This window comes from Daejeonella sp. (genome assembly GCF_044232565.1).
Lineage (GTDB): Bacteria > Bacteroidota > Bacteroidia > Sphingobacteriales > Sphingobacteriaceae > Daejeonella.
Genome location: NZ_JBIILQ010000042.1, coordinates 1 through 15,578, shown reverse-complemented (window position 1 = coordinate 15,578; position 15,578 = coordinate 1). Strand labels below are relative to the sequence as shown.

Genomic DNA, 15,578 nt, shown 5'->3' with positions numbered 1-15,578 from the left:
AATCCACCACCCTTCAGGTGCAAATTGAAGAATATGTTCATTTCCTTTTTCATCAAGGCTATAGGAACGTAATAGTCCTTTTTCAACAAAAATAAGATTCTTGCATACATCATCTTGCTGAAGAATATATTGCCTTTTCCTTAGTTTTTTGGGAATAAACAAACTCTTGCAGATTTCTTTTTCTGCATTACTTAGCTTAATTTTTTCTTCTACTTTTGAAAAAAGGATCTCAAACATTATTTAATACGTATTGGATTCAAATATGCTGTTTTGGATTTGTATTATTTATAATTTTTGGATTTGGATAATAAACTATCTACTGTCTCGTCCTGCTATAGCTTGTCATTAAAGCCAAGCATACATGAAAACAAAAGCGATTATTAAGGGAAAAGTCACTATCGAAAACCGGATCATCAAGAATGAGTTTTTTCCGAAAAAGGTCTATCAGAACCATAAGGAGGCAAAGAAAAGTATAGCTGTAACAATTCGTCACTATAACGAAAAGCGTGCTCATGCAAGCTTAGACTACTTCACACCGGTCCAAGCCCATGCTATGGAAGGCGAACTGAAGAAACGATGGAAGGGTTATCCAAGAGTCAAAAAGGGAAAGGAGGTAAATAACATGCTTATCAACATTTGATCCCTTGATGGCAAAAAAGAAAAAAGTAGCAAAAAAGAAAAACGCATTACGATATGGAAAACTGAAGGAGATTCCCACATCCTAACACATTAACAATAACACTAAGGGTTCTTTAGATTTCTAAGAAATAAAATCTGTACCCTTGTAAATTATAAACAGGACTACCAGAAAAAGTGTGAAAACTAATTCTAGTACTATCACTCAAAAGCAACAAGTAAAATCAGGACAAGACAATCAACTATTTTTTTATCGGTGCGCCTCCTTCCGTTTATAAAAGATGTTGGTATAAAATAGTTTTCATTAACAAAAGCTACAAATCATAAGGTTTGGATTTAAATATCGACGTTCAAATAGCTTTTAAATGTTTTTTTTGTTAAATAGTCATTTAAAGGTTATATATGTGATTTTTTCAATTTTATCTTCATAGTTAATTTTAAAAGGAAGATTTATGCAATTGCAAAAACAAAAAACGAATAAATTATTCAAAAAATGAATAAAGTTATGATGGGTAATATGTAGAATGATCTATTGAATATTTGTTAAGGACTAGAAATTGTAGATGATATTAAAATCTATAATTTAAGTCGAGAAGAATTGATGTACCTAATAATTGAAAGCTATTAGTAATTGTGTTAATTTGGGTTAAATAGTTTGTTTTAAAAGTCGTATTATTAGTTAAATTTCTTCCTATTAAAGCTAAATTCATTCGTTGATTTACTTTGTATTTTAAATTAAAATCTAAGAAGTGATATCTGTTATATGAGTTAGTACCTATATTATTGAAATAGAAATCATTATTAACTGAAAAATCAAGATTTTTGTTCGCTTTTACAAAAAAATTGAAATTTGATTGTATGTTTTGATTAGGTTTTTTTGCTTCTTTAAATTTAGAATATCCATATTTAAAACCTGTTTCCATAGTCAAAAAATCGTTGAATTTGTTTCTAATATCAAAGCTCTGTGTGCTGCTAAAAGACATATTTTTATTATCAATTACACCGTTTAGTCTATTGTAAAATTCATTCCAGAATAAATTCTGAGTGTATTTTATCGTTGAACTTATAAAGGGTATATATTTACTAATAGCACTTATTACTGAGTAGTTTTCAGTACCCGGGAATGTGGATCTTTGTGTAAAAACAAAACGTGGGTCAACGTTCAAGTAATTACCAAAAGTTGCAGAGTTTTTTGTGTAATTAAAATAAAGAAGAAAAAGGAATTGATTAAATAAATCATTATGAATGTAAGACGATCCTAAAGATGTTCTCTTAAAGCTATTGAGGTTGGAAAACCCTTTATTTAAAGTTTTCTCGTCTGTTAAAACAAACCCTTGATATAGATCCGTTATTTCTGGCAAAAATTGATCAAAGGAATATTCAATGTTAAACTTATTTTTATTATTTGGATTGTAAGTGAAGTTTACTTTGGGAGCCAAATAATTGAGTTTGTTACTTAATGAAATAGTGTCAAAGTTAATAGTTTCTATGCTCTTTATCTTATATAATAGTCCAATGCTGAGTTTCATTTTTTTTGCTTCAAAGTCATTTAAGTAACCTAAGATAAATTTATGCTCGTTTTTTGTTAAATTATTGTCTAATCTGTTTGTAAATTGACGAGTTTGTAAATTACCTTGGTTTTTATTATATTGAACTATAAAGGTTTTAAAGTAGTTTTTTGATTTTTGAATATAAGTAGATCTTAAATCGAATACTCTCGTTGATTGCTTAATATCTTGACTATTTAATTTTAAACCTAAATTAATTAAATCTAATGATGGGCTTATTGTAAAATATTGCGGCTGACTACCAATGAATTGGGATGAGTTTACTTTTAGTACGCTGTTGTCAGATATGCGATTAACATATTCAAAATCTTGATGATAGCTCTTGTTTTTATCCTTCAAATTATTAATAAATGATCCATAGTTAGCATTTAAATCATCAGAATGCTGTATTTTTCCAATGCTAAAATTTGAATTATATCTCAAATTGGATTTTTTTGACAAATCGTATAACACACTAACTAATGTTTGCCCTAATAATGGTTTTTTAATAATAGTTTTGTTTTCTACAAAAGAAACTGAATCTAAATCAAGATTATATTCTGTATTATTTGATGTGTTTAAACTTAATTTATCTTTAAATAAGGTATAATTAGCAGTAATGTTTAATTTTTCATTTGGTTTATAGGTTGTATTTCCTGATGAAAATACACTTCGGTTAATATTTCCTCTTTTTGAATTTATTATTGGTAATGAGTAATTCGAAGTTATAATTTTATCCTGGTAATTTATAAAATCAGATTTAGTTTCTGAATTATCTTCAAAACTAAAATTATCATATTGAGATGGATTTGTTCCAACATTATTTGCTTTATTTAAAAGATAATAGCTGAATTTTTTATTTACGCCTAATAAGACTTTATCAAATTCATATTGGTTCTTATATCCATATCCTAAGGAAAGTGATAAATTAGGCCTGTTTTTAATGTCTTCATGAACCTTTAAATTTAATACCGTTTCATTTGATTTTTGAAATCCTTTAAGATTTTTGTTCTCTACATAATTTTCAATTGCTTCAACTTCATTTAATATGGTTGAGCTTAAATTTTTTGTTCCAACTTGATAATTTTTAGATAATAAATCATTGCCTTCTACTAAAACTTTACTTATTGGTTTACCTTTAAATTTAATTTTTCCGTTATCATCAACTTCAACTCCTGGTAATTTTTTTAATACATCCTCAACCACATCTTCATTACCAGTTGTAAAGCTTTTTACCTTAAAAACAGTTGTGTCATTTTTAACGGTAATTGGTGGAGCTTTACTTATAATATTTACTTCAGGTAAGCTTAGCAGTGATGTTTTCATGAGAAAGTCTAGCTTAAAAGTATTTACACTCTCCGGTATTAAAAATTCATGGATGTTTTTTTGATAACCTAAGCAAGTAACTTCTATAATTAGTTCACGTGATTTTGAATTGATATCAATAAAGTAATTACCATCAATATCTGAATTTTTAAAATTTAGAATTTCTCCATTTTTTGCTTTTATTACAACATTAGCATGTTCTATTGCTTTTTTTTCTTCATCTAATACACGCCCGTTTATGCGAATAACATTTTGAGCATGTGTTATTTCAATAGAAATTAAAAGATATATCGAAACAAAAAATGAATTAGTTATTATATAATGATATTTCAAGTGCCTTAATTTTTATTTTGGAATTTATGCTCGTGCCTTCCCTAGATGATGATGTTGATAAATAATTTGATAGGTTCTTCATTGCTTTTTTCATGCTCTTAACAAATTCTTCTTGGGTCATAATTTGCTCGTTTATTGGCTTGATTATACTCTCGTTGTAGCTTTTAAGTGATCTTAATTTAATATTTATTACATCGCTATTTAAATCTTTAGCTTCTACTATTAAACCAGGCAAGCCCCATAATTTCCAAGGGCCGAAGCTTACTGGTATATCTTCAGTAAACCAAACCTCATATGCTCGTCCCCTAAACTCTCCAATTGCTTTTTTGCAGTTAAAGTTCTCTATTTTCTTTTCTGCAATTGAATCAATTTTCCAATTAATGATCATCATTGTATCTATCACAATTACAGGTTTTGATGGGAGTCTCTCTCTATTTGTGAATATTTTTGAATCTAAATTAGCATGGTAAAAAAAGCCTTTTGAATCGCCTAATTTTAATTTTACATCATATCGATCTTCCATCATCTTATTATCGCTTGATGGCATTATTTGGGATTTACTTATATCATCATTTTGACCATAACTGTAAAGTGATTCTTTTTTGTTAAATAATAGTGTTGCTAAATTTGTGTCAGCTTTTGAACCAAAATTTATTACGTGAACATACTCAGCTTTATATGTTTGACCAAATGTAATAGTGGAACAAATGAAAATTATCGAAACGATTAGTATTACAAACCTCATAATTTATCAATTAGTATATTTTATTTCGAATTAAATGATTTAATTGCTTAAATATAGCAATTAAATCATTTAATCTGTTTTTGATTTTCTTTAATCAAATAACTCTTTTTTTAAGTAGTCAGAAATTTCTTCAACAATTTGACCTGCGATTACTTTTCCACTTTTTTTAATTTCTGAGCAATTTCCCGATACCGTTACTGATATTTCAACTTCAGCAACCCCAACATTAACAGTAGCTTTAACTGTTACTGAACATTGCAGTTCAGAATTATTTGGTGTGTTTTTCGAAATAAACGCATTTATTTTTGAATTAATTTCTTTTACGGACATATTGGTAACATTACCTAAGTCGATTTTTAATTCAATCGCGTCTACACTTTTGTTTTTAACAACATCCTTAACAGTTAAATTTTTTGCAGATAAAGTAGCAATAGATGTGAAAACCACAAACATTAGCATCATTAATTTTCTTTTCATTTTAATAATTTTTATTTTTTGAATTTAATTAATTAATAGTTTTTAATATTTCTTCGAAGAATACTTTAACAAATATTGAATATTATTACATTAGGGAAATACTAAAAATGTATATTCATATACATTAAGTGATTATAATTATACATAATATGAATACAATTGGTTTTAATGTTAGGAAAATACGAGAAATGAAAGGTTATTCTCAAGACTATATGGCTCAAGAGCTTGAAATTAGTCAGGCTTCTTATGCTCGTTTGGAAAGTGAAGAGACGAAACTTAGTATTTATAGATTGTTAAAAATTGCTGAAATATTAAAGACTGATATAAACGAATTTTTTGGTGAAAGTACGTTGATTATTCTAAACCAAACCAATAATGAAGGTGCTTACGGCAATGGATATGTGCAAAATTTACATGTGGAGAATAAAGAAATTTATGAAAAACTGATTTTAGCTCAGAAAGGGGAGATTAGTTTTTTAAAGTCGCTTTTGCAAAAAAACAATCTGTAATTTATTATTCTTAAAATAATATACGCTAACAAAAGCCCCATTTTAATTTAAAATGGGGCTTTTGAATGATATTTAAAAAATAAATTAGCTTGAAAGCGGCGGACCAACAGGTACAACAATTTTTTGACGTGTGCTCGGCTGAATATATTTTTTAGCAGTAAACTTAGAGGTAAGGTATTCACCGTGGTGAATCATACCCGACATGGTATCACCAGCAATTGTACCTGAGAAGGTAAATGGCACATTGTCAGCCAACATCCTAGATGCACTTTTAAACTTCACCTCACTACCTTCAATTGTGCCTTCCAGTTCATTGGTTGTAAATGTACTTTTATGAGAACCTTTTAACCAATTGGAATCTTGCTGCTCAATAAAGAAGGTATGCTTGCTTGTTTCTGTAAAGTATTCTACAGTAACATCCCATCGTCCAGTAATAGTTGCTGCAGGAGCCTTCATTTCAGGGATAGGCGGGCGTTTCATTGATAAAGCAGCAAAAATACGTTCTGCAACGATCTTGTCATCACCAGGCTGCATCATCCATGCTGCAACGCTAATGGAAGTAGTGTTTGCCGCAGCTCCTTTACCGCCGCCACCTGCGCTAAGGGCAATCCTCGGACTCGTTGTTGAAAGGTAAGTGGCAATATCCTGCCCGGAAGCATTGAATTTTGCAGGATCCCAAGATATGGTGAGATTAGGCGTACGGTTATCTAAACCTATTGGCTGACGAATATTGGTGCTAATGCCTTGTATAGTAGAAACACGCTTTTCAATAGTCTCTAAATAGCCTGTCCACGTTATTTCCTCTTGAGCATGATTGCGCTTTAACCAAGCCTCAACAGCAGCTACCATTCCAATTTGCTCTTCCTTACCTACTTTATTATCACGACCTGCGCCATGGTGAGGTGCACTTGCTTGCCATGTAGCCATTAAGAATTTCTTTTCTCCGAGTAGTAGGCCGGCACTCTGCGGACCGCGAATTGCTTTTCCACCGCTATAAGCAACTATTGTTGCACCGTCCGCTAAATGAACGTTCGGGTTTAAAGTAAGTGCTTCTGCGGCAGCATCTACAAATACAGGAATACCTTTTGCTTTAGCAGCTTTTGATATTGCGTAAACTGAAAGGGGACCAGTATCTCCAGGTTTAGTTGGCATCATATAAACCATGGCAGTACGTGAATTCATGGCTGCTTCAAATTCTTCCTGTGTATTTACAGTAATAATTGTTACCCCTACATTACGTACAGCATGGTCATAGGTATTACGTGAATGACCAGGAATGATAACTTCTGTTTTTTCAAATCCGCTAAGATCTGGAATACGTACTAGTTTCTCTGGGTTTCCGCCGGTTACTGCAGCCATGGTACTGATTTTGATACCGCCCGCGCATCCACATGATACAACGCCCCATTCTGCACCTGATAGTTCAGCTAGTCGCTTTCCAACACCCATGGCTAACTCGTCAAGTTGAACATAGTTTGATTGAGCATTATACATTGCTTCTTTAGCTTCCGGAACTAGAGTAGATGCTCCGATGATGGTGAATGTACCACGGCAATTAATTACGGGCTCCACACCAAGTGCACGATAAACTTCAGGACCTCGGAATGCTGTTGCTGCTGAAGTGGGGGCAGCACCCAATAAACTTGAAGTTGTGGGATTAGCCAATGCCGATTGAGCACTACCAACGAGCCCTCCAGCAATTGGTACTAGTGTTAGTCCTTTAATAACGTCTCTACGTTTCATGGAATTTTGTGTTAAAGTAAAATATTATTGAATTCTTGTTTTTATCTTAATGATTTACAATAATCTAATTTAATAAATTATCTATTTGATTGAATCTAAATTTAGTAAATTCATTCAAATACGTATTCCATAACAATAAAAAATCCTATATCATCTGTGCTATTGTTACAGATAATATAGGATATGTAGAATTTCGGTATTTTTAATGCTATACCATAACAAAGGACTTATGCTTTCCTTACAAATTCTGATTTTAAAGCCATGGAGCCAAAACCATCAATCTTGCATGAAATATTATGATCACCTTCGCTTAAATGAATATTTTTTACTTTTGTGCCTGCTTTGATCGGTTTTGGTGCCCCTTTAACAGGAAGGTCTTTAATTATAATCACTGAATCACCATCAATTAACTCATTCCCATTTGAATCAAGAACCTTGATTGACGTATCACTCACAACAGTTGTTTCTTCCTTTGGGTCCCATTCATGAAAGCATTGAGAGCAAATCATCAGGTCTTGATCCTGATAGGTAAACTCTGATTTGCATTTCGGGCAGGCTTGTATTTCACTCATTTTATATTGTTTTTTATTTACAAAGATAAAAAAGGAGCGCTTAAACCTTCATCTTATATTGAGATTGGTTTTTTTGGCCAAAAAACAAATATTTTCTCTAAAACCGCCGATAGTAATTTAATACAATAGATGCTTTTTTGAAGATGTTCTCCAACCTGATTGATTTTCATATTCGACAAAGAAGATTTTTAAATCGGCCTGGTTTTCATATTTAACAAAGAAAATTTTCTTTTTAGCTTGGTTCGCATAGGTTGTAAAGAACCATTTTCCTTCATTGCCTTGGGCCTGATTATCGTATTTTACTTTAAAAACCTTTAAATCGGCCTGGTTTTCATATTTAACCACAAATACTTTCACATCGGCTTGGTTTTCATAATCCACGGAATATACTTTTTGTGCCTTTGTGAGTCCGATATGAAATAGGAGAAAGGCTAAAAGAGTTATTTTTTTCATTTTATATAGTAAAAAACCTTTTTTAAATCCTCTTTTTACAGAAAATTAAACGAATTAAGGATTTGGATGTATCTATTTTTATCTCATTATTTTACTAGAGGTGCACTTAACGCATTTAAATCCCAAACTATTCGTCCTTTGCGGATGGTAAGCTCAGCTTCCAATTTTTGCTTTCCTCTGATGGCCATTCCGCTTGCGTCAGTATAACCAAAGTCGCCATTTCTTAAATTGAAAACAGCAATGTCTGCCTCAGTCCCAACACTCAAATTGCCTAGGTCAGTCTGCTGTATAACCTTTGCCGGATTCCACGTAGATGCAGCAATAACATCCGCCAAGGGCATACCTAAAGCAAGGAATTTGGATGCTAAATTGGCCATATCTTTAAAACCGGCATTCATGCTGCCTGTATGTAGGTCGGAGCTCAAAACATCTGGTACAAATCCTTGCTTCATCGCAGGTATTGCCTGACTCCAATTGAAGCTTCCACCACCATGTCCTACATCGAAAATTAACCCCTTTTTGCGAGCCTCCCAAACAAAATCTTTTACTTTTTGAGTTTTTACATCCACTATGGCCTGTTTATGTTCAAGCATATTTCCATTTTTATCGTATTCTTGATCATAGCGGTAAGCATGTGTTAAAATATCACCCGGACGAAGATGTTTTAATAAAAGATCTTCAAGAGGTAGTGGGGGAAGGGATTTGCCGAAATCAACCATTACCGGAATGCTGGCTATTCGTCCAGCTTCAACAGCTTTGTCTGTTGGATCCCAATCGTGACCGATATAATGAGCTAATTTTATACCAACAACAATATCTTTATTCTTTTTAGCGATAGCAGCAGTCAATTTGGCATCCATATCGGCTTCATCTTGCTCATAAGCCTCAATGCCACGCATACCTTGTCCGACGATGTTCATAAAGGCAAGCACCCTTGTTTTGGCTGGCTCTACAATATTTTTACGAAACACATCAATATTCCTCCATCCTGGTCCGCCAGCATCTACAATCGTAGTAACCCCAGACCTAAATGTAAAACCATCAGGTGGAAGTGCATCTAATCCATTGCTGAGGTAATTATCAGGCTCTGTGCCATGGAAAACATGGCCATGGATGTCAATTAAGCCCGGGCTAACATATAATCCGCTAACATCCACCGTTTTTTTAGCGCTAGCTGTGGGAATATCTGCCGCTACACGATATATTTTACCGTCTTTAACCGCAACATCCATTTTTGAATTAATTTTATTTTTGGCATCAATTACATGACCACCTTTAAGTAAAAGGTCTATTTCTTGAGCACTTAGGTTAAATGTGCTAAGAAATATGCTGATGCTTAAAACAGCTTTGAGAAGATTTTTTTGTGTCATTTTGTTGCGGTATAATTTTTGATTTTTAAAAATATAATATAAATTTTGAATATCAATAAAGCTTTTTTGGAGGTTTTAATATTAATGGATTATAGACCCCTAAATTAGGTTTATCCAATTTATAACATTTTATTACATAAATAAAATTATTATGTATGACATATTCTTGATTTTTTAATACATAAATCATAAATTCAAAAAAAAATAAAGACATATGACTACTTTGAAAAAAACAATTTTAGCCGCTTTTATTTTAGCCGGCTGCATTACATCTGTTAAAAGTCAAGTTAAAGGACTTGCAGAAGGTATAATTTCCTCTCAGGATTTGTTCAATACTTCTATGAATGCTTCTATGAAGGCTGCCATGAATACTTCACCCTCATGTTATCGCATTCCTTCTTTATTAAAAGCGCCAAATGGAGATCTAATTGCTGCAATAGATGAACGAAATCTGTCCTGCGATGATCTAAGAACCCATAAAAATATCAATATTGTTATACGGAAAAGCAAGGATAATGGGAAGACCTGGTCGGCAATACAGACAGTGATAGACTTTCCGTTCGGGATATCAGCATCTGATCCTTCCATGATATCAGATACCCAAACAGGAACAGTTTTCTTGTTTTATAATTACATGGATTTGAATAAGGAGAAAGACATCTATTATATCCATGTTGTTAAAAGTAATGATAATGGAGAAACCTGGTCCGAGCCTGAAGATATTACCACCCAAATTAGTAAACCCGAATGGAAAAAAGATTTCAAGTTTGTTACTTCCGGAAAGGGTACACAAACGGCTTCGGGTAAATTGCTGCATACATTAGTTAATTTAAAATATGGAGTTTTCATTTTTGGCTCTGATGATCATGGTAAAACCTGGTTTTTTAAAGAAACCCCAGTAACACCAGCGGATGAATCAAAGGTTATTGAGCTCAGTGACGGTCGTTGGATGGTAAACTCCAGAGTAAACAAAAATGGCATGCGAGTTGTTCATACATCATCAGATGAGGGTAAAACGTGGACCAGCAAGAATGAACCTACATTGGTAGATCCGAGTTGTAATGGAGCCATTGTTCGTTATAAATCAAAGAAATATGGTAATTTATTGTTGTTTTCAAATCCAGATTCAAAAAAGGGCCGTGTTAATTTAACGGTTAAATTTAGTAAGGATGAAGGCAAAACCTGGTCGAAGGGAAAAGTGATTTATACAGGATCTGCGGCCTATTCTGATATTGAAGTTTTAGAGAATGGTGAAATTGGCGTCTTCTTTGAGAAGGAAGAATATAAGGAAAATGTGTTTGCTCGTTTTTCTATTAAATGGCTCATGAAGCAATAATATTGTATCAAGATTGTTAAAGTTATTGGTTTTGATTTATTTGATGTATTTTTAATAAAATCATCAATATTTCGCTTTAAAAAGAGCTTTATTGTAGATTTCAAAATATTTTAAATTCAAAATAAAAAAATATGGCCATTTATAAACTTCAGGTTAATGGAAAAATACTCCAGGCTGATGTTGAGGCAGATACCCCTTTATTATGGGTTTTGCGCGATCATTTAGGCTTGGTTGGTACAAAATACGGATGTGGAATAGCACAATGTGGTGCGTGTACAGTTCATTTGAATGGTTCGGCAATACGTTCTTGTGTGTACCCTGTTTCGGCAGTTGGAAATTCACAAGTAATCACCATTGAGGGTTTATCAGAAAAAGGTGACCATCCACTTCAACAGGCTTGGGACGAGATTGATGTGGCACAATGTGGTTATTGCCAGGCAGGGCAAATTATGACTGCTGCAGCGATGTTGAAGCAAAATCCAAATCCGAGTATGGATGAAATTGAAGCCACCATGAATGGCAATATTTGTCGCTGTGGTGCCTACCATCGTATTCGTGAGGCAGTTAAATTGGCAAGTACTAAACTTTAATTCCTATGAAAAGTACAACAAACAACAGCAGGCGTAACTTTTTGAAAATTAGCGCTATTACTGGAGGTGGTTTAGTTTTAGGATTTAATTGGTTTAGTAACGATGCAACTGCTTCAACGGTATTTACGAGCGTTGCAGCTGGTGATATAAACTTCAATAGTTATTTATCTATTGCTACTGACGGTACCATCACAATTCTATCACCAAATCCTGAATTAGGTCAGAATATTATCACTTCATTCCCAATGGTTGTTGCTGAAGAGCTTGAAGCCGATTGGAAAAGAGTAAAAGTGGTTCAAGCTAATCTTGATAATAAATTCGACCGCCAGTTAACTGGTGGCAGTGGTGCTGTGCCACATTCATGGAAATTATTGAGAAATGCAGGTGCAACGGCAAAATTCATGCTAATTGAAGCAGCAGCACAGAAATGGGGTGTCCCTGCTTCCGAATGTTTTGCCTCAGAAAGCTTTGTCATTCATCGCGGAAGCGGAAAAAAAATAGCTTTTGGTGATCTTGCTGAGGCTGCATCAAAGGTTCCTGTGCCAAGTACAGTGAAGTTAAAAGATCGTAAGGATTTTAAACTGATTGGCACATCGCTAAAAAATGTTGAAAATCATAAAATTATAACGGGGCAACCTTTATTCGGACTAGATTTTTACCGTGAGGGAATGGTTTATGCCATGATTCAGCGACCAGCGCAATTTGGAATGAAGCTTAAATCTTTTGATGGTTCATTTGCGAAAACAATGCCTGGGATTATTGATGTTGTTGCTTTCAAAAACAATGTGGCTGTTATTGGAAAATCGACTTGGCAGGTACTTAAAGCACGAAAAATGCTTAAAATTGAGTATGAGAAGGAGTTTGATTTAGAGAGTACAGAGGACCATGATCAATTATTCTTGAAGCTCATGGATAATGGGCAAACTACCGTTAGACGAAAAGAGGGAGATGTAGATGCAGCCTTTAAAAATGCTTCTAAAGTGATCAAAGGCGAATATCAATGTCCGTTTATCTCTCATAGTCCGATGGAACCCATGAACTTCTTTGCTCATGTCCGTTCTGATGGTGTTGAGCTTGTTGGGCCAACCCAAACTCCAGGAAGAGCACGTACACAAGTTGCACAACTTTTAAATATTGCTGAAGATAAAATCACGGTTCAACTTACCCGTTTAGGTGGTGGTTTTGGTAGGAGGTTATATAATGATTTTGCGCTCGAAGCAGCTGAATTATCGAGTATTATCAAAGCGCCTGTTAAATTAATTTGGACTAAGGAGGATGATATGACTGCTGGTACTTATCGTCCGGCGGTACGTTATCGTTTTGAGGCGGCTTTGGATACCTCAGGAAATCTGACAGGATATAAATTAAGAGGTGTGGGAATAAATTCAGGTAATCCAACACGTGAAAATAATTTTCCTTCTGGCGCAGTAGATAATTTGTTAATTGATTCTGTGGAGCATAAATCGCCAATTACCACTGGAGCTTGGCGTGCGCCGATAACCAATTTCCTTGCTTTTGCAGAACAGGCATTTTTAGATGAGGTGGCTGTGGCAGCAGGAAAAGATCCAATACAATTCCGACTTGATTTACTCGCTAAAGCGAAGATATCGCCAGCAGGACCTGTTCGTTACGATATCAATAGGATGGAAGCGGTTATAAAAATGGCTGCCGAAAAATCGGGTTGGGGTAAGAAAAAAGATGTTTCTCAAGGATTTTCTGTGTATTTCTCACATGCTTCATACGTAGCACAAGTTGCGGATGTAGTGATGAAAGGCGGTTTACCACAGGTTAAGAAGATTTATGCGGTTTCTGATTGCGGACAAGTAGTGAGTCTTAATGGTGCTACACATCAAGTGATGGGTGGTATTGTAGATGGTTTGGGTCATGCAATGTATAGCAAATTAAGTTTTAGAGATGGAGCCGCAGATCAGAACAACTATAACAGCTACCGTTTAATTCGCATGAAAGAAGTTCCGGAAATTGAGACCTTCTTTGTTGATAATGGAATTGATCCAACTGGATTGGGTGAGCCCGCACTTCCGCCAACAGGTGGCGCAGTGGCGAATGCTATTTTTAAAGCTACAGGCAAGCGTTTAAGAAATCAACCATTTATTGAGGAAGATCTCTTTAAAACAATTTCATAGTCTTATAAAATCGATTTTTAAAGCCGATAGATTGTTTCTATCGGCTTTTTTGCTTGATTTTTTTTTGTATTCACATTAAAATGTCAATTTATATTGTAATGCTTTTTAAAGCTTAAATCTTTGCTATTTTGTTAAACATTAAAAAAATGAATTATGAAATGTCCAACTTGTCAGACTACCTTATTAATTGCCGATAAAAAAGGAGTAGAAATAGATTATTGCCCTGATTGTCGTGGCATTTGGCTCGACCGTGGCGAGCTTGAAAAAATTCTTGAACGTTCTGCTGAGCATTTATCAGATAGAACTAATTATGAGTCGGATTATAAAAAATACGATTATAAGGAGCAGCATGGCGACTATCATAAAGGACATCCACACAAGAAAAAGAAATCATTCCTTGATGATATTTTTGACTTCTAAGATTTAGGGTCGCTTGTTCTCTTTGTATTTGCAATATTTCTAATCATCCCCTTAAAAATGAAGGCATGAAAGGGAAGAACAGAATACCAGTACAAGCGACCTAATAAACCTAATGGTCTGAATGTTGCCGTTTGATGCAGGATTTGCTTTTCATCTAGCTTAAATTCAAGCCATGCCTCACCCGGGAGAATCATTTCTGCGTAAAGCAGGAGCCTTTTTTCTTCTTTATTGGCATAAATTACTCTCCAGAAGTCGATTACCTTGCCCGGCCTAATTTCATTCGGATTAGTCCGTCCTCTTTTTAAACCTACGCCTCCCACAATTTTATCCAGAAAGCCACGTATTTTCCATAGCCAATTGGCATAGTACCAACCTGTTTGTCCGCCAATAGCCCAGATATTATTAAGAACCCTCTCCGAATCAGTAATTTTCAGCGTTCTCTTATCGGTAAAACATCCGTTTTTAGGCACCTTAATAAGCTTTGAAAACCCCGATTGGTAGGCCGTGCTATCAAGTGCATCGCGCCAGCTTGATAGGACTTGATTTTGTTCAATTTTCCCGAAGGCAAGTTTTATAGATTCATCATAATCAATTAATTTAATATTTAATTTTTCATGAAGCTTGTTGGGGATGCCAATAATTTCAACTTTCATGCTATCGACCAGATTTTTTGCCAATGCAAAGGAGACGGATGTGACAAAATATAACCAGTAGGAAGATAGTTTAGGTGTCATTACTGGTACGATGATAATTTTTCGTTTGAGACCTCTAATTTTTGCAAATCTTAGTAGCATATTTTTGTAGGAGAGTATTTCAGGACCAGAAATATCGTAACTTTTATTAAATGTAAAGTCCTGCCATAAAACTCCGTAAAGAAAGTCGACTACATTTCGAATGGCAATGGGTTGGCATTGAGTTTTCAGCCATTTTGGGGTAATTAGAATGGGCAGTTTTTCGATAAGGTCGCGAATTATTTCAAAGCTAGCACTTCCAGATCCCACAATAATGCCGGCCCTGAGTGTTGTTAGTGGAAATTCGGCATTAGAAAGAATGGTTTCCACATTTTGTCTTGAAATTAAATGCTTGGATAAATCTTTATCATTGACGATGCCACTTAAATATATAACTTGTTTTGCTTTTGTTTGTTGAATGCGCGCTATAAAATTTTCGGCTACGCGCTGCTCCATATTGCTAAAATCACCTTTTGTTGCCGACATAGAGTGCATTAAATAATAGGCAGCATCAATATCCTCAGGTATTTCTTGTAGGGTTTCAGGCTTTAAAAAATCGACTTCAATAACTTTTAGATTAAATCCCGAATATTTTTCGCTATCAAAACGATATTTATCACGAATGCAGCAGATTACTTCATGACCA

At 34.2% G+C, this 15,578-nt stretch carries 15 protein-coding genes; 6 read left to right on the top strand and 9 right to left on the bottom strand.

What is annotated here, in order from left to right:
* Positions 1–237 (bottom strand): Crp/Fnr family transcriptional regulator (locus tag ACILQF_RS04140; protein WP_395626145.1); only part of this gene is annotated, 237 nt, incomplete at its 3' end.
* 124 nt (positions 238–361) lie between these two features.
* On the opposite strand from ACILQF_RS04140, the gene ACILQF_RS04135 reads away from it, so the two are divergent.
* On the top strand, positions 362–640 hold the full coding sequence (locus tag ACILQF_RS04135; protein ID WP_395626144.1) for an integrase core domain-containing protein: 279 nt from the start codon (positions 362–364) through the stop codon (positions 638–640).
* 565 nt (positions 641–1,205) lie between these two features.
* Here the strand turns inward: ACILQF_RS04135 and ACILQF_RS04130 are convergent.
* The 3 genes from ACILQF_RS04130 to ACILQF_RS04120 all read right to left on the bottom strand — a co-directional run bounded on the left by ACILQF_RS04130 (position 1,206) and on the right by ACILQF_RS04120 (position 5,064).
* Complete coding sequence (locus ACILQF_RS04130; RefSeq protein WP_395626143.1) at positions 1,206–3,842, bottom strand: hypothetical protein; 2,637 nt, start codon at positions 3,840–3,842, stop codon at positions 1,206–1,208.
* A complete protein-coding gene (locus ACILQF_RS04125; protein ID WP_395626142.1) occupies positions 3,817–4,587 on the bottom strand; it encodes a GLPGLI family protein in 771 nt (256 codons plus the stop codon). Before ACILQF_RS04125 ends, ACILQF_RS04130 begins: the two co-directional genes overlap by 26 nt.
* 90 nt (positions 4,588–4,677) lie before the next feature.
* Positions 4,678–5,064 carry a hypothetical protein gene (locus ACILQF_RS04120; RefSeq protein WP_395626141.1) on the bottom strand — a complete coding sequence of 129 codons (387 nt, stop codon included), beginning with the start codon at positions 5,062–5,064 and terminating at the stop codon, positions 4,678–4,680.
* A 149-nt stretch (positions 5,065–5,213) separates the two neighbouring features.
* Between ACILQF_RS04120 and ACILQF_RS04115 the strand changes: the two genes are divergently transcribed.
* Positions 5,214–5,573 carry a helix-turn-helix domain-containing protein gene (locus ACILQF_RS04115; protein WP_395626140.1) on the top strand — a complete coding sequence of 120 codons (360 nt, stop codon included), beginning with the start codon at positions 5,214–5,216 and terminating at the stop codon, positions 5,571–5,573.
* An 84-nt stretch (positions 5,574–5,657) separates the two neighbouring features.
* On the opposite strand, the gene ACILQF_RS04110 is transcribed toward ACILQF_RS04115, so the two are convergent.
* The 4 genes from ACILQF_RS04110 to ACILQF_RS04095 form a co-directional block, all read right to left on the bottom strand.
* On the bottom strand, positions 5,658–7,316 hold the full coding sequence (locus ACILQF_RS04110; RefSeq protein ID WP_395626139.1) for a hypothetical protein: 1,659 nt from the start codon (positions 7,314–7,316) through the stop codon (positions 5,658–5,660).
* Positions 7,317–7,543: 227 nt separating this feature from the next.
* Complete coding sequence (locus tag ACILQF_RS04105; protein WP_395626138.1) at positions 7,544–7,888, bottom strand: zinc ribbon domain-containing protein YjdM; 345 nt, start codon at positions 7,886–7,888, stop codon at positions 7,544–7,546.
* Positions 7,889–8,005: 117 nt separating this feature from the next.
* Positions 8,006–8,341 carry a DUF6150 family protein gene (locus ACILQF_RS04100; protein WP_395626137.1) on the bottom strand — a complete coding sequence of 112 codons (336 nt, stop codon included), beginning with the start codon at positions 8,339–8,341 and terminating at the stop codon, positions 8,006–8,008.
* Positions 8,342–8,427: 86 nt separating this feature from the next.
* Positions 8,428–9,711, bottom strand: a complete 1,284-nt coding sequence (locus ACILQF_RS04095) for an amidohydrolase/deacetylase family metallohydrolase (protein ID WP_395626136.1) — start codon at positions 9,709–9,711, stop codon at positions 8,428–8,430.
* A gap of 214 nt (positions 9,712–9,925) precedes the next feature.
* Between ACILQF_RS04095 and ACILQF_RS04090 the strand changes: the two genes are divergently transcribed.
* From ACILQF_RS04090 to ACILQF_RS04075, 4 genes are all read left to right on the top strand, one after another.
* Positions 9,926–11,047, top strand: a complete 1,122-nt coding sequence (locus tag ACILQF_RS04090) for an exo-alpha-sialidase (protein ID WP_395626135.1) — start codon at positions 9,926–9,928, stop codon at positions 11,045–11,047.
* 137 nt (positions 11,048–11,184) lie between these two features.
* On the top strand, positions 11,185–11,637 hold the full coding sequence (locus ACILQF_RS04085; RefSeq protein ID WP_395626146.1) for a (2Fe-2S)-binding protein: 453 nt from the start codon (positions 11,185–11,187) through the stop codon (positions 11,635–11,637).
* Between the two features lie 5 nt (positions 11,638–11,642).
* Positions 11,643–13,781 carry a molybdopterin cofactor-binding domain-containing protein gene (locus ACILQF_RS04080; protein WP_395626134.1) on the top strand — a complete coding sequence of 713 codons (2,139 nt, stop codon included), beginning with the start codon at positions 11,643–11,645 and terminating at the stop codon, positions 13,779–13,781.
* 153 nt (positions 13,782–13,934) lie between these two features.
* The gene (locus ACILQF_RS04075; protein ID WP_395626133.1) at positions 13,935–14,201 is read left to right on the top strand and encodes a zf-TFIIB domain-containing protein; all 267 of its coding nucleotides are present in this window, start codon (positions 13,935–13,937) and stop codon (positions 14,199–14,201) included.
* Here ACILQF_RS04075 and ACILQF_RS04070 read toward each other — a convergent pair.
* Positions 14,198–15,578: SDR family oxidoreductase (locus ACILQF_RS04070; protein WP_395626132.1), on the bottom strand; the 1,381-nt coding region annotated here is incomplete at its 5' end. The two genes, ACILQF_RS04075 and ACILQF_RS04070, sit on opposite strands and share 4 nt — an antisense overlap.